Genomic DNA, 18,856 nt, shown 5'->3' on the forward strand with positions numbered 1-18,856 from the left:
CTCAAATATGAGATTCGGAGGTGGGTGAGATGTAATGCCAAGACCACGAGATCCACGCAGAGACAAAGCTTTTCATTTGTGGGAAGAGAGCGGCGGAAGCAAGAAGTTAAAAGACATTGCTGAGGAATTAGGTGTCACAAGCAACACTGTCCGCAAATGGAAGGCAAACGATAAATGGGAAGAAAAAAAGAAAGGGAGCGCTCCTAAATCGAAAGGGAGCGCTCCTTTTCGTCAAGGTGCTCCGAAAGGTAACCAAAACGCCAAAGGGAATAAGGGAGGAAAAGCGCCGCCTGGCAATCAAAACGCCAAAGGTAATAGAGGCGGTGCAGCTCCAAAAGGAAATAAAAACTCTGTGCGAACTGGTGAGTATGAATCAATCTTATTTGATTTCATGGATGATACAGAAAAAGAGCTGTTTGGCCAGATCGAAACAGACCCGCTCTATCAAATTGATCTAACAATAAGGGAGCTGAGCCTTCGGGAGCGGCGGATGATGCAGAGAATAAGCAAAATAGAAAACGGCTTGAATGAAACGCAACGCCGCGTCCTTCAGCAATTGCGAAAGGTAAAAGACATCGTGCCGACCAAGGACCAGAAAACCGGTTTAGTGAAGCACCAGGCACTTATGAATGAGCGCCTTGTCGTTACTGAAATTGAAGAGGTATCTGAGCCGAGTGTAGATAAGATTCTTCGTTTGGAAGAAGCGATGACACGCGTCACTGATAAGCGGTTAAAAGCAATCCGCCAGAAATACGAAATGATACGATCCATGGATGAGCACGAGCTGAAGCTGCGTGGTATTTATCTTACAAATGAGACCAAACAGGCAGAACTTGAACGACTCACCGCTCGCCCGGTTGACAATTCAGTTCACATTACGATAAAGCGCAAGCGTAAGGATGAGGACAAATGATTGAAAAGGTAAAGCCAGTAAATCCGCACTTTGAGGATTTTCTTTTTGATTGGAATCAAAAGTTTCAGTTTCTAGTCGGCGGTTATGGATCCTCGAAGAGTTATCATGTGGCGCTCAAGATTGTTCTTAAATTACTGGAAGAGAAGCGGACCGTTCTTGTCGTAAGGGAAGTATACGACACGCATAGGGACTCAACCTTTTCCCTCTTTGATGAAATTATCAATGACCTTGAGATCGATCATATTGTTAGATGCGTGTCTTCACCAATGCAGATCCGCTTTCCGAACGGCGGCCGGATCATATTTAAAGGGCTGGACAAGCCGGCTAAGCTAAAATCGATCAATAACGTTTCTCTCATATGGATTGAGGAATGTTCTGAGGTGAAATATGAGGGGTTCAAGGAGCTGCTTGGACGTCTTCGTCACCCAACATTGCCGCTTCATATGATTCTTTCAACAAACCCGGTCGGAGAAGATAACTGGACATATAAGCATTTCTTCAAAGATGACCGCCAAAAACGGTTTGTGCTCGATGATAAAGAGCTATACGAAAAGCGGACTTTCGTAATTAATGACACTTATTATCACCACTCAACAGCGGACGATAATTTATTTCTTCCAGGAAGCTACGTGAAGCAGCTTGATGAAATGAAAGAATACGACCCAGACCTTTACCGAATTGCGCGGCAAGGTCATTTTGGCGTGAATGGGGTTCGTGTGTTGCCGCAATTTGAAGAGAGGCCACATGAAGAGGTTATGACAGCAATCGCTAATATTAACCGTCCGCTTAAGCGGGTAGGCATGGACTTTGGTTTTGAGGAGTCATATAACGCCGTTGTCCGGCTCGCTGTGGACCACGAAAAGAAATACCTTTATATCTATTGGGAGTATTACAAAAATGGAATGACGGACGACCAGACGGCTGAAGAACTAAGTGAATTTGCTGAGACCAAGGAGTTAATTAAAGCGGACTCAGCGGAGCCCAAAACAATCCGGTATTTTCAGCAGCAAGGATTCAATATGGTGGGCGCCCACAAATATAAAGGATCCCGCCTTCAATATACAAAGAAGATCAAGCGGTTCAAGAAAATCATTTGTTCGGATCGATGTGAGAATACGATCTATGAACTGAAGCCGCTCACCTACGCTAAAGATAAGCTGGGCCACATCATAGAAGACGAGTTCACCATAGACCCGCATACACTTTCAGCGATCTGGTACGCCCTTGATGATTACGAGGTAACCGATCTGAAAGAAGAATCAAAAGGAAGACCTAAACGGTCAAGACCACGAAGCAGAGAGAGGGGGGAAGTGAATGGGTAAATCTACAGTTAAAGCGCGAGTATTTAAAGCTGCTCCGCCTAATGAAACAACAAAGCAGATTTATGAAGATGAATTTGCGGAAATGTACGGAGAGAATATCATACCCCCGCCGTATAACCTGAAAGAGCTTAAACACATCGCAGAGTATTCGACGATCTTACAGCAGTGTGTGGATGCGTACAAGACCAATATAGTAGGCTTCGGCTTCGAGATGAAATACTCAAAGGATATCAATTCTGATGAAGTGGATTCTGCAGAAAAAACGGCAGCGGATAAAGAATGGCAGCAGCTTGAAGAATTCATCAAGTATATTCATTTTGATGAATCAGCTGAAACATTACTCGGCTTTAGCATAGAAGACCGGGAAAAGACCGGCAACGGATATATAGAAGTGATCCGAGACGGAGCCGGGAAACCGGCTGGCATTGAACATATGGCATCTGAGTATGTCCGAGTTTGCTCATTATCAGAACCTATAGAGGTCCCATACAATTATTTTGAGTCAGGTAAATTAAAGAAGATGCAGCGTCAAAAACGCTTCCGAAAATATGTGCAGATCATCAATGGGAAAAGGGTGTTTTTCAAAGAATACGGAGACCCTCGAATCTTGAATTCCGAAACAGGAGAATATGATGAAAAGACTCCTTTTGAAAAGCAGGCCAATGAGGTTGTGCATTTTAAAATAGGGAGCGGAGCATACGGGAAGCCGCGGTGGATTGGCCACATTGTCAATTTATACGGCGCGCGTAAGGCTGAAGAGTTGAATTTCATGTACTTTAAACAGGGCCGGCACGTTCCCGCTGCTATAACCATTGAAAATGGAATGCTCTCTGAAGACTCATATAAGCAGCTGCAGGACTATATGAACGGTCTTGAGGGTGTGGAAAACGCTCATAAGTTTCTTTTGCTCGAAGCGGAAGGGATAGCCAAGGGGAAAAACATTCAAGGCGATGAGGAAATCACACCAGTTAAAGTGGAAATTAAGTCATTGGCTGAAATCCTTCAGCAAGATGCGTTATTCCTGGAATATGACCAAAAAAGTAGGGACAAGCTCCGCTCTGCCTTTCGTCTGCCGCCGCTCTATACCGGGGAAGCTCAGGACTATAACAAGGCGACAGCTGACACGGCCAGAAAGATTACTGAGGAACAAGTATTTCAGCCGGAAAGAAAATTAATCACAGGTAAGCTGAACGCTTTATTCTTAAATGATCTTGAAATTCATAAGGTCGAGCTGCAGTTAAAAGGACCGGATTTCCGGGATCCTATTGAGATTGCAAAGGTTCTGACTCCTTTTATTAATGCCGGCGCAGTCTCGCCGAATGATCTGCGTGATCTTGCTGGACGTATTCTTGGTAAGACGCTTGAAGAATGGCCAGAAGAAGAGTACAGCAGGCCGATAGGGAAAAATAACGCGGCGCCCGCCTCGGATCCTTTGGCTGCGCTCTTTAAGTCAAAAAACGGCACTCCTAATGTAATCGGCATACTAAAAGATATGCGGGATGTTCTGGAGGATATGAAGCGATGAACAAAACGGATAAGCTGCTGGAAAGCTTAACTGCTTTTATTCAAAAAGCCGATGAAGATGAGAGAGAGAAGCTCGTGGAGGTCGTACCTGACTTCCCCGGCCTTTCTAAGATACCCGGCTTTGTAGAAGAATATGAAAAAGGCATTGCCAGATTGCTCAGACGCCAGCGTAAGAAGTTTTTAGATGGTCTGAATGGCTTTATACGCAAAGACTCAAAAGAGACGCTTGAAGCCCTTCTAGTGTTTTTTACGCAAAACCTATTTGCCGAGGACGACTTCGAGGAAGAATTTCAGGAGCTTACCGAGGGATTTCTGCAGCAGACTGTTGAGGAGCTCGCTGAAGTGATCATGGATTCATTGGATCCAGATGTCCCATTTGAAGCTTTATCTACCAGGGCAGCGGATTGGATCAAAGGTTGGTCTGAAAAGCTGGCCGAGATCATGAAGCTGAATACTCATGAAGCAGTGGAAAACGTACTGACAGAAGCCATTGAGAACGGTTCGTCCATACAGGACATAGAATTGACTCTCAAAGATATGCCGCAGTTTGATAGGGACCGGGCACGTACCACGGCACTAACTGAAGTGCTTGCCGCTTCCTCTGCCGCTCAGCATGAATCATATGCACAATCGCCGGCAGTAAAGAAAAAGAAATGGCGGCACAGCGGAAGTAAGAAAAACAATCCGCGTGAGAATCACATCGATCTTGACGGCACAGTCATTGGAGTAGATGAAGAATTTCAGATACCAGGTAGTAGCGAGACCTGCATGTTTCCGAGGGATCCTAAACTCTCAGCAGGCGAGCGGGTGCATTGCCATTGTGTTCTATCGCCTGTGGTAGATAACGAGATCTTAGGGTTGTCAGCTGAGGAAAAAGAAAAGATTAGAAGAGAAGCCTTAGCAAACATGGAATAAAATAGTATAATTTCCTCATTACTTTAAGGAATGAGGGAGATTTATGAGCTGGTTGGAGTTTATTTCATCAATTATTAAATCAGTTGCTTGGCCAATTATTGTTTTAGTGGCGGTTTTGGCATTAAGAAAACCAGTAAGCCAATTAATTTTGAAATTAGCAGAGTTAAAGTTGAAGTCAGTTAGGTATGGGGAGTTTGAAGCAACGTTTGAAGACAAGTTGGAAGACGCTGAATCGAATGTAAACCCTAATGGTGAAGATGATAATTCGCTTAATAATGATACTGTTTCTGCTAAAGATACAATTAACGATCAATCCTTCGCTAGTATAGCAGAAGAGAAGCCTTTTTTGGGAGTTATTCTTTCGTGGCAAGAATTGGAACATCAAATGATTGAAACTATGACTGAATTTGGTTTATATGAATCCAGTTACTCTGGTGCTGAAATGAAAAGACCACCAACGATGTCTCAATGTATTAAGGATCTAAATAAACGAGGATATTTAAGCAAAAGATTTATAAAGACTTTTTCAGACCTTCAACAATTAAGAAATATTGCTGTGCATAGTGCTCCTCATGATTATTCAATAACTTTTGAGGAGTCTGTAAGGTATAGAAAACTAATTAAAAGGTTAATAAAAGAACTTCAAGCTATCACTCCTCAAACACATGATACTTACGTACATGAGTGATAACAGCTTTTGAAAGGAGGTGAACAACATGCCAAGAGAATTGGTAAACGCAAAAATCACACATGTTTCTTACGTGGATAAGGCTGCTAATCAAAAGCAGTTCTTTTTTATGAAATCAGAAAAACAGCCGGACTTTCAAAAGGAAGTCAAGGTCATTGCAAAAGAAGCGGACGAGCAAAAACTCGTTTACGGTATCGTATATGAACCTGATACAGTGGACGCGCACGGTGATTTCATGACAGCTGCAGAAATCGAAAAAGCCGCTCATGGATTTCTGAAAGATGCCCGTGAAATTGATAAGCAGCATGACTTTCAGGGTGGCGTTGGCGCGGTGGTTGAATCCTACGTCGCACCTGCAGACTTTGAAATGAATGGGGAAACCATCAAAAAAGGATCATGGGTCCTTGTGACAAAAGCCTCCGAGGAAATATGGGAGGAAATCAAGAAAGGCGAGATCACCGGTTATTCAATGGCCGGCATCGCAGATATTGCAAAACAAGAAGAAAAGCCTGTTTCTCAAGAAAAACACGACGAGAAAGGGCTTTTTAATTTGCTCAAAAACTTTTTTACTGGCAATGCTCATCTTGCCAAGGGCGCTGTACAGGAGAAATATGATGAAGGGCGTAAACGCCGTGAATTTTGGGCGGCTCAGGATGCATTAAACTCTGCTTTGTTCAAATGGGATTATTCTGAAGGTATGGAGACAGATCCTGAAAAAATCAGAGAAGCCCTGCAAGACTTTGTGAATATCGCCCAGGAAGTGTTGATCTCAAATGACATTTTAAAAGCTATCGGATCAAAGCCTGAAGAATTGCAAAAAGCCGGCCGGAAATTCTCGGCTTCAAACTTACAAGAAATTAAAAGCGCTCATACTGCTCTCGGCAACTTGCTGAGTCAGGTGGAGACGGAAGGAGAAGAAGAAATGAACTCAGAGGATGTAGCAAAATCCATCGAAGAAGCATTAGAGCCAATTCAGAAGCGGCTCACGGAATTAGAAAAGGAAGAAGATCCTAAAAAGAAGAAAGACGAAGAAAAAACGGCTGAGGAAGAAGCTGAGAAGAAGTTGAAAAAAGCTATTACTGACGCTGTTCAACCGCTCGCTGATCGTATTGAAGCGATTGAAAAAAGCCGCGGAATTTCTAAACAAGATGAAACAAATTCCGAAACTGAAACACAAGTTAATAAATCAATCTGGTCAGGGCTTCTTTAAACCCTGACTCTTTTCATAAGGAGGAAATGAAGTGACAAACCAAGAGGCAATTAGAAAAGCAGAAATGACGCTGTCCAGCTTAAAAAGCGGCGGTTTAATGAATCCTACACAGGCAAGTGCATTTATTCGAATGGTTCAAGATACACCAACTATCCTGAAGGATTCTCGTGTTATTCAAATGGATCACGACACTCAGAAAATCGAAAAAATCGGGTTTGGCCAACGTATCTTAAGAGCAGCCCAAGAAGGAAAGGCTCTGGCTGATGATCAAAAGGCAGTACCGACAACAAGTACCGTCAACCTCAGCACAAAAGAAGTAATTGCAGAGATTGATATCACTTATGACACTCTCGAAAATAACATTGAAGGAGAAGGTCTCCAGGATACAATCATGCAAATTCTAGCGGAGCGGGCCGCTGTTGATATTGAAGAGTTGATTGTTAATGGAGATACATCTTCATCAGATCCGTTTCTGGCTCAGATAAACGGTATCCGTAAACAAGCCGCTTCCCATATTGTTGACGCGGCGGGCGAAGAACTGTCACGTCAGATATTTAAACGTGGATACAAAGCTGTTCCGCCTAAATATTTGCGTATTCCGCAGGAGTTCCGCTTCTATACTTCTCCTGGTATTGAAGTTGAGTGGAAAGATCGTGTTGCTGATCGACAAACGAGCTTAGGGGATGCAGCTGTTCAAGGTGGTCTTTCTTCAGCTTTTGGTGTTCCGGTCAAGGGAATTGCGAACATGCAGCCTTATACGATTGGTGAAGCGGATGTGACTACTGACGTTTCTGACATTATCCTAACCCATCCGAAGAATATCATTCTCGGCTTCTCTCGTAATATCAGAATTGAAGTAGACAAAGATATTAGAGCACGTAAATTTATCATTGTCCTGACAGCTAAGCTGGACAGCAAATTCGAAGAGGAAGATGCTGTGGCTAAAATCGTGAAAGTGAAAGAGTAGGTGAGGAGCTATGTATAAAGCTAAACTCATTAAAGGCAAGAACTATCACGTGATGGACAAAGTCTTTAAAATCGGAGAAGAACAGCCGGTTTCAAGAAAATTGTATCTTTACTTGAAGCAAAACGAAGCCTTTGAAGTAAATGAGGTGCAAGACAAGAAAAATGGCGGAGAAGAGCCGACACATTATACAGAAGATCAATTGAAAGGTATGCACAAACCGGATCATGAAACCATTATTTCTAATCTTGGTGGCAATCCGTCTCACTTCAAAAACGCAGACGAAAGAATTGCCTTCATCCTTAATCAGCAAGAAAACAGCGGGGAGTGAGCGGCGTGTTAATCACTCCTGCTGACCTTAAGAATTACACTGTTTTTGATTCTGTAAAGGATCGGTCTGATTCCCTTCTTACTCAGGACATCATAGAAGGTATAGCTGAAATAACCTATCAAGTTGGCCATGATTTTTCTGGCCCAGAATATGATCCGCTCCCTGAAACGGTTCGGCTGGCTTTATTAAAAATGGCGCAGTATTTCGCGTTAATTAATTCTGATGAGTCAATCACCAAAGGATATACAACCGAGAAGATCGGAGACTATTCATATTCTCTTGGAAACGGCAGCTCTATTCAAAAACCAGACGTCTACACACTCATTAAAGATTATGTTGTATCATCTGAGCCAAGTTTGGAAGGTACAGAAGTAAAAATGCGGATGAGGTCCATATGAGCTATCGATCTTTATTAACTCATCGATGCGATGTTTATCACCTGCAGGAGAAAGCGGAAAACAAAAAACAATCCTTTGGGGTGCCGGTTGAAGATGTTCAGCCGGCTTTTTCATATCCTGAAGTTCCAGATATAGCGGGACTGCCGTGTTACTTCACAGAAAAGAACCAATCCATTGTGCAGCAGGAACCGAACACGGCCATATATCAATCATTTCTGGTCCATTTCCCAGCTTCTGCAGATATTCGCTTGAACGACAGGGTTATTTGGGAAGGTACAGCTTATAAATTACAAAAGCCGCGCAAGATCAAGAATCATCATTGGGAAGTGACGGCAGTCCGGGAGGTGGACTACTTATGAAAATTAGGGGTCTCGATCAGTTCATACAATCATTAGACCGGGCTTCTCGAGGGGGAATGAAGAGGAAATATGAGCAGTGGCTTGAAGCAATGGGTTTTGAGTTCTTAGATACCATCCAAGATGAGATTATCAGGACAAAGACCGTGGACACCCGCCGCTTGCTCAATTCCTATCAGAAAGGTGACCAGGATAATATTTTTTCAATGATATCAGGCAGCTTAAAACTGGATGTCGGAACAAATCTGGAATACGCCTCATACGTGAATGACGGGCACTTTACAATTGATCCATCTAAAAATCAGGATCGCCGGTGGGTCCCCGGACGCTGGAAGGGTGAACGGTTCGAATATGATCCCGCCGAAAGAAGTTCTGGAATGCTGCTTAAATTCCAATGGGTGGACGGGTCCGGCTTTTGGGATAATGCTATGGCCATCTTTGAACTAATGTTTGAGAGAAGTCTTGAGCGGAAGCTGCAGCAGTGGATCGATGAAGAATTTTAAGGCGGTGCTGCCATGAATCAAGAAGTGGGCTCAATTATGGGCTACCTATACAAACTGTATCCTGTGCAAGTGTATGAAAAAGAAATACCGCAGGACTTTGTTGTCCCATCTCTTTACATTCCGCCGGCTTCCACAGTCGATGGGGTGGACACAGTATCTACGTTTCAAAAATCCTATGTTTTAAACGTGAAACTCTTTCATAAGAACGCGCAGGAGGCTCATAACGAAGCAGAAAGGATCGCGGATACACTTAGGAGTAAGAGGGGGTTAATTCCGCTCATGCGGGAATCTGGCGAAGATACGGGGGATTTTATTCGCTTATCACGTATAGAAACCCGGATCTCAGATGATTATGCGAGCATCGTTCTAAATTGGACGAGTCGCTATTGGTATGAACGAGAACAGCATCCTTCTCTTGAAAACTTTGAATTTACAAGCGGGGTGAAATGATGGCCACGAAAAAGGAAAGAACAGAAAATGCTTTTTATATTAAGGATTTGCGAGAGCACAGTCGAGAGCTCTTTGGGGTAAGGCCCGAGGTGTTTGACGGTGCTCTTTTTCATACAGAAAAAAACAGAATCACTAAATCGGAAGCGAAGAAGCTGATTGATCAGTTTCTTCAGAAGGAGGTCAAATAAATGAACGGCGGAACATTTACAGTCGGCAAGGAAAAAGAGCGTGCTGGTATTTATTTTAACTTTAAAACGACCGCAGAAGATCGGGTATCAGTAGGCGAACGCGGAACAGTTGCGCTGCCGATAGCATCCAGCTGGGGAGAGGTTAAGAAATTCATTTCTATCTCTTCAATCGAGGACTTGAATAAAAAAGTGGGATTAAACATTGATGATCCTTCATTGTTGCTTCTTCGTGAGGCAATGAAGAAGGCAAGTACAGTCTTACTTTACCGTTTGACGGAGGGGCTGCGTGCTCAAGCAGACATTAGTGAAGGCGTAAAGGCAACCGCTCTTTATGGCGGAACTAAAGGAAATGACATCATTATCAGAATTACAGAAAACGTTATTGATTCTTCAAAATTGGATGTCACAACCTATCTTGATCAGTCAGAAGTCGATAAGCAAACGGTAACTAAAGCCGAGGAACTGAAAGCAAATAAACTTGTTGAATTTACAGGCAAAGGGGATCTAACAGTTTCGATTCCCCTAACAGGAACAGCTCCGGAGGACGTCAGCGGGGACCTTCCGGCATCTTCTGGAATCCGCTTGTCAGGTGGAACAGACAAGACACCGACAAATGCTGATTACACAGCTTTCTTGGAAGCGGCTGAAACTGAATACTTTGACACAATCGCGCTGCCTGTTGAGGATAACGAGCAATTGAAAGCGACGTTTGTCGCATTCATCAAACGGCTGAGAGACAATCAAGGCTTAAAGGTTCAAGGCGTACTCTCTAATTACAAAGGCGATCACGAAGGTATTATTAATGTCACAGGCGGAGTTCTGCTTGAAGACGGAACGGAGATCACTCCGGAAAAAGCTACTGCTTGGGTTGCCGGCGCCAGCGCGGGTGCAACGTTCAATCAGTCGCTTACGTTCGTAGAATATGCGGGAGCGGTGGACGTCCTTACTCGACTGGATAACGACCAGGTAATTCAGCGGCTGGCGAACGGGGAATTCCTGTTTACTTATGATTCTCGAGACAAATCTGTTTCTGTTGAGAAGGATATTAATTCTCTCACAAGTCTTACAGCTGAGAAGAATAAGATGTTCCAGAAAAATAAAATTGTCCGAGTGTTGGATGCAATCAACAATGATCTGACATCTCAATTGAAAGCTCTGATTAAGTCACGTAAAGCGAGCGGAAGCGACGTTCCTGCTACAAATGACGGCCTTCAATTCGTGAAAACGTTGATTACTCAATACTTGAGTGTTCTTCAAGATAACGGGGGCATTACCAATTTTGATTCAGAGAATGACATCACAATTGCTCTGAATAGCGATCGTGACGGTTTCCTGATTGATCTTGCTGTGCAGCCGGTTGATGTTGCTGAGAAATTCTACTTTAACGTGGAGGTGAAGTAAGGTGGCTTTTAAAGCGCAGAATACGATATCTGGTAAAGAGGGACGCCTTTTCTTGGACGGTGAGGAACTGGCGTTTATCAAAACATTCGAAGCGAATGTGGAGAAAAATAAATCGGAAGTCAACGTTATGGGGCGCCGCATGACCGGTCATAAAACGACAGGCGCAAACGGAACAGGCACAGCGACATTTTATAAAGTCACATCCCGCTTTGTGCAGCTGATGCTAAACTATGTGAAGAAAGGTGAAGATCCTTATTTCACGCTTCAAGCAGTTCTGGATGATGCGTCTTCCGGCCGTGGAACTGAGCGTGTCACGCTGTATGATGTGAATTTTGACTCTGCGAAAATTGCAGGGCTTGACGTTGATTCTGAAGCATTGGAAGAAGAAGTGCCGTTTACCTTTGAGGACTTTGATCTTCCTGAAAAGCTGAAGGATACGTTTTAATAAATTGAATTCGTTTTGACGTCCTTAGGAATTTTGTTACTTTTTTTATCCATTTTACGTTTGATAACTGTAAAATGGAGTGGAAATAATGTATACTGAATATACATTGATTAAATCAAATTAACCACGCAACAACATTATAGAATTAACATCTAAGATTTTGCGTAAAATAAAAATACCGGAGTGCGCCAACACTCCGGTCTGTACACAAGCTGTCCTTAAGGGAGCTTGCTCGCATATTTTTCATGATAGACTTATCCCTTTAAGTTTCCAACGCTCAAGGGAGAGTCTATTTTTTGTTTTTATAAGTCAACAAGGCAACAATTAAAGAACCCAAACTAAATAATGATGATTGGAAACCAATCAATACCATTAGAGCTTGGTAAGCTTCAGTTGACATTATATCACCCCCTTTCTAACGGGGATGCAAACTTCCCTTATGGCGCTTTATGTACGATTTTCATTATACTGGTAAGCGCATCTTTTTGTAAATTCGAATCCTTGTGATTTTTAATCAAGCACATCCTTTTTGCGAATTCGAATCCTTGTGATTTTTATTCGAAGAGAATGTGCTTTTTTTATATCCAAAAAATTTAATTGTAAATAGAAGGAGCTAATTAACATGAGCGAAAAACAAAACGAAAAAGTATATGATCTTTCATTCTTTATGCCAGGACAAACAATTGAAGCGGAAGAAGTAGAAGTGCCTATTTCAAAGCGATTTGTTGACAAGCAAGGAAAGGTGATTCCGTTTGTATTCAAAGCTATTACCACAGAACGCATTGACGAGCTGGAAAAAGAAAACACCACTTACAAAAATGTAAAAGGCCGCGGCCGCGTGAAAGAGTTGGACAGCCAACGCTTCTATGCTCGTATTGCCGTTGAAACAACTGTTTACCCGAACTTTAAGTCTAAAGAGCTACGCGAAGCTTACAAAACAGAGGATCCGGTGGAAGTTGCAAAGCGTGTTCTGTCTGTCGGCGGTGAATATGCAAACTGGTTGAACAAAGCTATTGAGATCAATGGCTTTGAGGATGATCCCGAAGACCTTGAAGAAGCAGCAAAAAACTAATAGAAGGCGGGGATAAAGAGACAGTGTATCTTTATTACGCTATGCACGAGCTCAAATATTCCCCGTCAGAATTACAAGAACTATATGAGGCGCCGAGAGAATTCAAGGCACTCTTATACGGTTTGATCAGTTACAAGCTTGAGCTGTTAGAAAAGGAAGCGAAGAAGGGAGGTAATTAACTATGGCTAAACTAACAGCTACGTTTGATTTACAAGATAAGATCACCCGAAAGCTTCGAAAGATACAAGGGAATGCAGAGAGACTTCAGAGGGCCGCTAATGGCCCTCTTATTTTTGATGCTGAAGATCGAACAGAGCGGGTTATGAGACGAATTGACCGATCAGCAAGCCGCTTGACTGGGCGGGCTCGATCAATTGAAGTCGGTTTAGATGATCGGGTTTCAAATGGTTTGCGTTCTATACGCCAGCAAACAGAGGATCTTACTGAGGGTAACCATGAGGTGACGGTTTCCGTTAATGATCAAGCTACACCACGGTTTCGCTTAATTCGTGGAGGTCTCTCTGATTTGAATCGCTCGCATGCTGAACCTACTGTTTCAGTTCGTGATCGTGCTTCAAGCCAATTAGATGAGATCCGGCGCCATGTGTCTGATGTAGACAGCGAACATGCAGAGCCTACTGTTTCTATTAAGGACAAGGCTTCAGCGGTTCTGGATGCAATTGAAGCAAAGTTAGACGGTCTGAAAAACGCTGCTGTCACCCTGGCAGTTGGCGGCGGACTGTCGGCTGGTGCGATTATGGGCAGCGGGAAAAGTGCTATGTCCCAAGACGCTTATGTTTCAGCGACTTCGAAAGTCAGCAAAAAAGACGCTGCTAGAATGACAGACCAGATCTATTATGACAACAAAGCGGGAGGATCCCGGGAAGAAGTCAGCTTATCTCTGAGAACCTTGTCTCAACAGACAGGAGCATCTAAAAAAGCCCTGGCTGAATTGACAGAGTCATCTAGCAAGATCGCACAGCTCATGAATGCTGATCAGGCGGAAGTGGACCGGGCCTTCAGCTCAATGTATAACAACTTGAAAATGTCCGGGAAAGACAGCGGGGATTTAATCGCGTATGTGTACCGGAATGCCGGTGACCAGGCCGACGATTTGCTGGACACGATGAATGAATACAGTTCCACTTTTAAAGACATGAAACTCACAGGCGGCCAGATCGCTAACGCCATGATTAAAGGGACAAAAGGCGGGGCCAGAAACTTCGACAACCTTGCTGACAGTATGCGTGAATTTAACATTCGCCGTACTGAAATGTCTGATAGTCAAGTAGACGCGTTCAAATCGCTATTCGGTGCCAAAGAAACAGAGAAGATGTTCAAAGGGTTTAAAGACGGTTCTATTAGTGGTCAAGAAAGCTTATTTAAGGTTGCTGATGCCTTATCAAAAGTCAAAGACAAGACTAAGCGGGCATCTATCGCCACGGAGCTAATAGGAACGCAATATGAAGACCTGAAGCAGCCGATTTTAGATATGGCTGAAGGCATTGGGACAAGTGCAAAAACAACAGGCGAACTGGAACGCAGCTTTTCTCAGCTTCGGGATAATAACCCGATGACACCGATTAATGACGCCATGCGGGATTTTGAAAGCATATCTAAGGATATGGGAACTTCACTGCTTACCGGTTTAGGCCCAGCCTTTGACAAGATCGACTCGTTCCTAAACAGCAAGGAAGGTCAAGAAAAACTCAAAGAGATCAAAAAGGATATTACTGATCTTGGCGAGGCCATAGGTGACAAGCTGAATGTGGCCATTGAGTGGACGGTGAATCATTGGGACGATTTAAAAACAGCCTTTAAAGTTGTGATTCCTTCTTTAATTGGATTGATTGCATATTTGAAAATCCTACGGCCGCTCTTAAAAGGAATTGGAACTGTGGGAAGTGATGCAGCGGGAGTAATTCGGAAGTTGATTCCCAACCGTACTCCCGGCGGTGACCCTAATACACGAAGCGGCAGACGTAATGGAAAGGCTGCTCGTGGTTCAGGGAGAAGGGGCGGAAGTTCCGGATCTGCTTCGAGTCCAACAAGTCTACCACGGAGCGGTAGCTTAACATGTTGTTGCTGTAGCGGTATCGGCGGAAGTGACCGCAGCCGTAAAGGAAGAGGGAAAAATGCTTCTGGCCGACGTGGTAATCCAACCAGTGTGAACCCTTCTAATAGATCTATCACTGTATCATCCGAACAGCTGGAAAGACGTCGTTCAGGAAGAACCGCAGCTGATCCTGTTAGAGGCACAGGTTCAAGAGCTTCAGTAAATACTACCAGATCAGAACTCCGTGCAGCAGGCCGAGCGACGGGCGGTGCCTCGAAGTTCGGGAAAGTTTTAAGTCCGCTGAAAAGTGTCGGTAAATTTGCGAAAGGTATCCCTCTTTTGGGAACTGCATTAGCTGCAACCGACTTACTCGGGATGAACAAAGATAATGCAGGTGAGAAAGTTGGTTCTTTTGCTGGGAATCTTGGCGGAGCTGCTGCAGGAGGAGCCGCAGGTGCAGCCATTGGTTCTGTCGTCCCTGTTGTCGGCACTGCTGTCGGCGGAGTTGTCGGTAGTATTGCAGGCGGCATCGGGGGTTCAGATTTAGGATCATCCATTGGCAAATGGTTTGATGATGGCGGCGCTTCTAAAGCATGGGATGGAATTCAGGACGGTGCAGGAAACGCCGTTGATTGGATCAAGGATACTTGGTCTGATTTCTCAGATTGGTTTATGGATAACGTCTGGAACCCAGTTAGTGATTGGGCCGGAGACAAGATTGATAAGATCACCGATAAATTTGAGGATGCTAAGAAATGGCTGACTGATACTTGGAATGACGTGTCATCCTGGTTTGTGGATAACGTGTGGACACCTATTTATAACACTGCAGTTCCGATCATAAATTTAGTAGTAGGTGCCTTTTTATTTGCCTGGGATGGTATCCAAGCTCTTTGGAAGATTGTTTCAACTTGGTTCATGGATAATGTCTGGAATCCATTAGTTGACGGTGTCACTGATGCTGCTGATTGGATTTGGACAAAAATAAATGACGCTTGGACTTGGATCTCAGACACTTGGTCCACTGTCTCCACTTGGTTCATGGATAATGTCTGGAATCCTATTAGTAATACAGTTGCAACTGTTGCCGGATGGATCCAAGCACATATTGATTATGCGCGAATCTGGATCCAATTAAAATGGCTTCAGGTGGCAACTTGGTTTTATGACAATGTCTGGAACCCAATCAGTACAGCTGTTAGTAACGTAGCAAATTGGATTTGGACGAAGATCAACGAAGCATGGACTTTTATTTCAGAATTATGGTCTACAGTTTCAACTTGGTTCATGGATAATGTTTGGACGCCAGTAAGTGATGCTGTCACTAATGCAGCGAACTGGATCTGGACAAAGCTTAACGAAGCGTGGACATGGATTTCTGACAAGTGGAGTGCAGTTTCGGCTTGGTTCAGTGAAAATGTTTGGAATCCGATTGTCTCAAAAGTAGAAGATGCCAAAAAATCCATTTCGGAAAAATTTGAGTCAGCGAAAAAAGCTGTTAAAGATGCTTGGAATGGTATTTCTGAATGGTTTAGTGAAAATGTAGGGGATCCCCTTGAAAAGATAGCTGACGGAATTAAGAAGAAGTTTGAAGATACCTTCTGGTGGGTCATTAAGCTAAAAGGGTTAGCTGACGCTGGAGGGGAGATCATAGGCAATATCATAGGGAGAGGTGAAGAAGCTACTGGATTACCGACAAAGAAATCCGGTAAGTCTTCTCCTGGTAAAAATACTAGCGGTGGCAGAGGAATTGCTGATCTTGCTCAGTCTCAGCCATCAGCACCAACAAGTATTTTCCCTAAACAAAAAAGCGTTCTTGAAAGGAATGCGACGGGTGGCTATATTACGAAACCAACTATTTCTTGGATTGGCGAAGCAGGTAAGGAGTTTGTGATCCCTGTTGATAACAACAAGGGGCGCGGTAAAATGCTTCTTTCTCAGGCCGCTTCTAAACTAGGGATGAGCGTTGTTGACGATATGGCTTCTGCTTCATCTGCAGGTGGAGAAACTGCTGTTTCACCATTAGCCGGCGGAGCATCAGTCTCAACGACGGTAGCTCCTACTGTTGATACGTCGAGCCTAAATGAACAGGCGGCTTCTTTCGGCCAACAGTTCACACAAGGCTTCGATCAAGGTATTGGCGATAACATCGTTTCAATGGATGCTTGGAAACAGAAAAACGTTGGCCAACCTATGAAAAATTTGATCTCCTACTCTCCGAATTACGGAAAACAAGTGGTCAATGGTTATGCTAACGGCCAGAACAGTACGGCAACCGGAACAGATGGCTTCTTGCAGACGAAAGTCAAAACACCATTCCAGAACACTGTGAATAAATCTTCTTCATGGGGAACTGGTACGATCAAAGGGTTTGCTTCCGGTCAAAATAGTTCACAAACTGGCACTGATCAGTATGTAAATACTCATGTGAATAAGCCGTTTTTGAAGTCTAAAGAATCATCAAACGGCTGGGGAACCGGAATGATCGGGAATTTTGTTTCAGGTATGAATTCAAAGGGCAGTGAGGTCCATGAGGCAGCCAAGGAACTAGCAAAAAAAGTAGAGAAAGCTTTCCGTGAAGAGTTAGATATCCATTCACCTTCTCGTGTCATGATGAGCTTGGGGCGTTTTGCCTCTGTCGGTGTTGTAAAAGGACTGGATTCTGTCGATGTGAAAAAATACGCTGAAAAACAAGCAGGTTCACTGGAAGCTGCTTATTCCGGAATGGGTGCAGTAGGCGGAAATGTGAAACAGTGGCTTATGGCTGCAATGATGGCCACAAAAACACCATTAAGCTGGCTTCCAGGACTGATGACAATTGCTAAGTTTGAATCAGGAGGCAACCCTAACGCCATTAACCTGTGGGATAGTAACGCGAAGGCAGGCAATCCATCTCAAGGGCTCATGCAGACAGTACCGACCACTTTTAACGCACATAAAGCACCAGGCATGGATAACATTAGAAACCCGATTCACAACGCTGCTGCTGCGATCGGCTACATCAAAAGCAGATACGGCTCTATTGACAATGTACCTGGTATTAAAAGCTTGAGACGCGGTGGACCGTATGTTGGTTACGCTAACGGCGGCCTGATCACAAGAGAACAAATTGCTCGTGTGGGTGAAGGAAATAAACGTGAATGGATCATTCCGGAGGAGCGGGGCATCCGTGGCCGCTATCTTTTGGCTCAAGCAGCTAAAGCTCTCGGAATGGAAGTCACGGATCCTACACAAACAGGCCAAGCTGAATTATCATCTGGCCAGGTAACTGCTGCTACAACAGGCAGCCAACAAACAACTGTTACCGCTGCAAGAGGTAAAGAGGTCGTTATTCAGTTTAACGGCGATCAGCATTTTTACAATGATCAAGATGTGAACAGTCTGGTCTCAAAAATTAAACAGGTCCTTGTCGATGAACTTGAACAAGATATCAACATTGGAACGAAGGGAGTCGTCGCGTTTGACTAGATCTGTTTATGAATTCTGGATTTCACAAGGGAAGGACAAGCTACGGCTTCCCGTCCTTCCTGAACAAATTGATATATCCAACACAATTCAAAATGAGTCTGTAAAAGTGGCCAGTTTTGGGGAGATCACTTTTATAGATAAACCGGGAACGAAAGAGATTTCGTTCTCATCTTTTTTTCCGAAGAAACACAGCCCGCTTGCCGAATATAAAGGTTTTCCTTCTCCGGAAAATGCCATCGCTAAGATTGAGAAATGGGCGAAAGCGAAAAAACCTGTTCAGTTTCTGATTACTGGCACGAAAATCAACTTTACCTGCAGTATTGAGGATTTTTCTTATAGCGAGGGTCAAAAAGATATAGGTGACCGTGATTTTGAAATCAAACTGAAGGAATACAAAACCGCTTCCCCGCGGAAGATCAAGCAGAAGAAAAAGACGAAGAAGAAACGGCCGTCTAAATCAGCTCCTAAAACATATACGGTTAAAAAAGGCGATACACTGTGGGATCTTGCCGGTAAATTTTATGGAGACAGCACAAAGTGGCGCAAAATATGGAACGTCAATAAAAAGGCTATGATCAAACGAAGTAAACGGAATATCAGGCAGCCAGGACACTGGATCTTTCCTGGCCAAAAATTAAAGATACCGCAATAA

At 43.7% G+C, this 18,856-nt stretch carries 19 protein-coding genes; all 19 read left to right on the forward strand.

Translation table 11 applies throughout. The features are described from left to right. Positions 1-34: 34 nt before the first annotated feature. A complete protein-coding gene (terS, locus tag GYO_RS23110; RefSeq protein WP_014112394.1) occupies positions 35-913 on the forward strand; it encodes a phage terminase small subunit in 879 nt (292 codons plus the stop codon). After that, positions 910-2,235 (forward strand): PBSX family phage terminase large subunit, encoded by a 1,326-nt coding sequence (locus GYO_RS23115; protein ID WP_014112395.1) that lies wholly within the window; start codon positions 910-912, stop codon positions 2,233-2,235. The genes terS and GYO_RS23115 overlap by 4 nt, the downstream gene beginning before the upstream one ends. Continuing rightward, the gene (locus GYO_RS23120; RefSeq protein ID WP_014112396.1) at positions 2,228-3,760 is read left to right on the forward strand and encodes a phage portal protein; all 1,533 of its coding nucleotides are present in this window, start codon (positions 2,228-2,230) and stop codon (positions 3,758-3,760) included. The genes GYO_RS23115 and GYO_RS23120 overlap by 8 nt, the downstream gene beginning before the upstream one ends. Then, positions 3,757-4,674: a phage head morphogenesis protein gene (locus tag GYO_RS23125; RefSeq protein WP_014112397.1), complete on the forward strand. Its 918-nt coding sequence runs from the start codon at positions 3,757-3,759 to the stop codon at positions 4,672-4,674. The genes GYO_RS23120 and GYO_RS23125 overlap by 4 nt, the downstream gene beginning before the upstream one ends. 43 nt (positions 4,675-4,717) lie before the next feature. Beyond that, positions 4,718-5,362 carry a hypothetical protein gene (locus GYO_RS23130; RefSeq protein WP_014112398.1) on the forward strand — a complete coding sequence of 215 codons (645 nt, stop codon included), beginning with the start codon at positions 4,718-4,720 and terminating at the stop codon, positions 5,360-5,362. A 28-nt stretch (positions 5,363-5,390) separates the two neighbouring features. Beyond that, positions 5,391-6,572, forward strand: a complete 1,182-nt coding sequence (locus tag GYO_RS23135; RefSeq protein WP_014112399.1) for an XkdF-like putative serine protease domain-containing protein — start codon at positions 5,391-5,393, stop codon at positions 6,570-6,572. 31 nt (positions 6,573-6,603) lie between these two features. After that, a complete protein-coding gene (locus GYO_RS23140; RefSeq protein ID WP_014112400.1) occupies positions 6,604-7,539 on the forward strand; it encodes a phage major capsid protein in 936 nt (311 codons plus the stop codon). Positions 7,540-7,549: 10 nt separating this feature from the next. Beyond that, positions 7,550-7,867, forward strand: coding sequence for a YqbF domain-containing protein (locus GYO_RS23145; protein WP_010330132.1), 318 nt, complete (start codon positions 7,550-7,552; stop codon positions 7,865-7,867). A 5-nt stretch (positions 7,868-7,872) separates the two neighbouring features. After that, the gene (gene yqbG, locus GYO_RS23150; RefSeq protein WP_010330131.1) at positions 7,873-8,265 is read left to right on the forward strand and encodes a protein YqbG; all 393 of its coding nucleotides are present in this window, start codon (positions 7,873-7,875) and stop codon (positions 8,263-8,265) included. Beyond that, a complete protein-coding gene (locus GYO_RS23155; protein ID WP_014112401.1) occupies positions 8,262-8,624 on the forward strand; it encodes a YqbH/XkdH family protein in 363 nt (120 codons plus the stop codon). Before yqbG ends, GYO_RS23155 begins: the two co-directional genes overlap by 4 nt. Next, a complete protein-coding gene (locus GYO_RS23160) occupies positions 8,621-9,124 on the forward strand; it encodes an HK97 gp10 family phage protein (protein ID WP_014112402.1) in 504 nt (167 codons plus the stop codon). Before GYO_RS23155 ends, GYO_RS23160 begins: the two co-directional genes overlap by 4 nt. Positions 9,125-9,136: 12 nt before the next feature. Continuing rightward, positions 9,137-9,574: a phage tail terminator family protein gene (locus GYO_RS23165; protein ID WP_014112403.1), complete on the forward strand. Its 438-nt coding sequence runs from the start codon at positions 9,137-9,139 to the stop codon at positions 9,572-9,574. Continuing rightward, positions 9,571-9,762 carry a YqzN/YkzM domain-containing protein gene (locus GYO_RS23170; protein ID WP_080010045.1) on the forward strand — a complete coding sequence of 64 codons (192 nt, stop codon included), beginning with the start codon at positions 9,571-9,573 and terminating at the stop codon, positions 9,760-9,762. The genes GYO_RS23165 and GYO_RS23170 overlap by 4 nt, the downstream gene beginning before the upstream one ends. Next, on the forward strand, positions 9,763-11,163 hold the full coding sequence (locus tag GYO_RS23175) for a phage tail sheath family protein (RefSeq protein ID WP_014112405.1): 1,401 nt from the start codon (positions 9,763-9,765) through the stop codon (positions 11,161-11,163). A 1-nt stretch (position 11,164) separates the two neighbouring features. Continuing rightward, a complete protein-coding gene (locus GYO_RS23180) occupies positions 11,165-11,608 on the forward strand; it encodes a phage tail tube protein (protein ID WP_014112406.1) in 444 nt (147 codons plus the stop codon). A gap of 622 nt (positions 11,609-12,230) precedes the next feature. After that, positions 12,231-12,680 (forward strand): phage tail assembly chaperone, encoded by a 450-nt coding sequence (locus GYO_RS23185; RefSeq protein ID WP_014112407.1) that lies wholly within the window; start codon positions 12,231-12,233, stop codon positions 12,678-12,680. Between the two features lie 41 nt (positions 12,681-12,721). After that, the gene (locus GYO_RS23190) at positions 12,722-12,859 is read left to right on the forward strand and encodes a hypothetical protein (protein WP_014112408.1); all 138 of its coding nucleotides are present in this window, start codon (positions 12,722-12,724) and stop codon (positions 12,857-12,859) included. 2 nt (positions 12,860-12,861) lie between these two features. Next, complete coding sequence (locus GYO_RS23195; RefSeq protein ID WP_014112409.1) at positions 12,862-18,204, forward strand: phage tail tape measure protein; 5,343 nt, start codon at positions 12,862-12,864, stop codon at positions 18,202-18,204. Then, positions 18,197-18,856, forward strand: coding sequence for a LysM peptidoglycan-binding domain-containing protein (locus tag GYO_RS23200; protein WP_014112410.1), 660 nt, complete (start codon positions 18,197-18,199; stop codon positions 18,854-18,856). Before GYO_RS23195 ends, GYO_RS23200 begins: the two co-directional genes overlap by 8 nt.

It is taken from the genome of Bacillus spizizenii TU-B-10 (assembly GCF_000227465.1).
Classification (GTDB): domain Bacteria; phylum Bacillota; class Bacilli; order Bacillales; family Bacillaceae; genus Bacillus; species Bacillus spizizenii.

What these genes read in the sequence shown, in the direction of transcription:
- terS (WP_014112394.1), top strand. Translation starts at nt 35, where the DNA reads ATGCCAAGACCACGAGATCCACGCAGAGACAAAGCTTTTCATTTGTGG.
- GYO_RS23115 (WP_014112395.1), top strand. Translation starts at nt 910, where the DNA reads ATGATTGAAAAGGTAAAGCCAGTAAATCCGCACTTTGAGGATTTTCTT.
- GYO_RS23120 (WP_014112396.1), top strand. Translation starts at nt 2,228, where the DNA reads ATGGGTAAATCTACAGTTAAAGCGCGAGTATTTAAAGCTGCTCCGCCT.
- GYO_RS23125 (WP_014112397.1), top strand. Translation starts at nt 3,757, where the DNA reads ATGAACAAAACGGATAAGCTGCTGGAAAGCTTAACTGCTTTTATTCAA.
- GYO_RS23130 (WP_014112398.1), top strand. Translation starts at nt 4,718, where the DNA reads ATGAGCTGGTTGGAGTTTATTTCATCAATTATTAAATCAGTTGCTTGG.
- GYO_RS23135 (WP_014112399.1), top strand. Translation starts at nt 5,391, where the DNA reads ATGCCAAGAGAATTGGTAAACGCAAAAATCACACATGTTTCTTACGTG.
- GYO_RS23145 (WP_010330132.1), top strand. Translation starts at nt 7,550, where the DNA reads ATGTATAAAGCTAAACTCATTAAAGGCAAGAACTATCACGTGATGGAC.
- GYO_RS23155 (WP_014112401.1), top strand. Translation starts at nt 8,262, where the DNA reads ATGAGCTATCGATCTTTATTAACTCATCGATGCGATGTTTATCACCTG.
- GYO_RS23160 (WP_014112402.1), top strand. Translation starts at nt 8,621, where the DNA reads ATGAAAATTAGGGGTCTCGATCAGTTCATACAATCATTAGACCGGGCT.
- GYO_RS23165 (WP_014112403.1), top strand. Translation starts at nt 9,137, where the DNA reads ATGAATCAAGAAGTGGGCTCAATTATGGGCTACCTATACAAACTGTAT.
- GYO_RS23170 (WP_080010045.1), top strand. Translation starts at nt 9,571, where the DNA reads ATGATGGCCACGAAAAAGGAAAGAACAGAAAATGCTTTTTATATTAAG.
- GYO_RS23175 (WP_014112405.1), top strand. Translation starts at nt 9,763, where the DNA reads ATGAACGGCGGAACATTTACAGTCGGCAAGGAAAAAGAGCGTGCTGGT.
- GYO_RS23185 (WP_014112407.1), top strand. Translation starts at nt 12,231, where the DNA reads ATGAGCGAAAAACAAAACGAAAAAGTATATGATCTTTCATTCTTTATG.
- GYO_RS23190 (WP_014112408.1), top strand. Translation starts at nt 12,722, where the DNA reads ATGCACGAGCTCAAATATTCCCCGTCAGAATTACAAGAACTATATGAG.
- GYO_RS23195 (WP_014112409.1), top strand. Translation starts at nt 12,862, where the DNA reads ATGGCTAAACTAACAGCTACGTTTGATTTACAAGATAAGATCACCCGA.